The 210-nt window shown below is 67.6% G+C and carries 1 protein-coding gene; it reads right to left on the reverse strand.

Annotated features, from left to right (window positions below; genetic code table 11):
• On the reverse strand, window positions 1-210 hold a 210-nt coding region (locus tag AX735_RS02285), incomplete at both ends, for an ATPase, T2SS/T4P/T4SS family (RefSeq protein ID WP_156447396.1).

A 210-nucleotide genomic window follows, 5' to 3' on the forward strand; every position in this document is an offset into this window, starting at 1 on the left:
GACAGCGTGACGACGCCATCCTTGGTCCGCATAGCGACGAGGTTCGGCGCGGCGCACTGAAGCTCGCGCGTGTCTTCGATCAGGACGATGCGGTCGGTAGTCTTGGCGACTTCGGCTAGGAGCGCGTTGACCAGCGTGGTCTTGCCGCTGCCGGTCCCGCCCGCGACGAGGATGTTGGCGCGTGTCTGCACACCTTCGCGCAGCGCCGCG

The organism is Blastomonas sp. CCH1-A6 (genome assembly GCF_001556365.1).
GTDB lineage: Bacteria > Pseudomonadota > Alphaproteobacteria > Sphingomonadales > Sphingomonadaceae > Blastomonas > Blastomonas ursincola.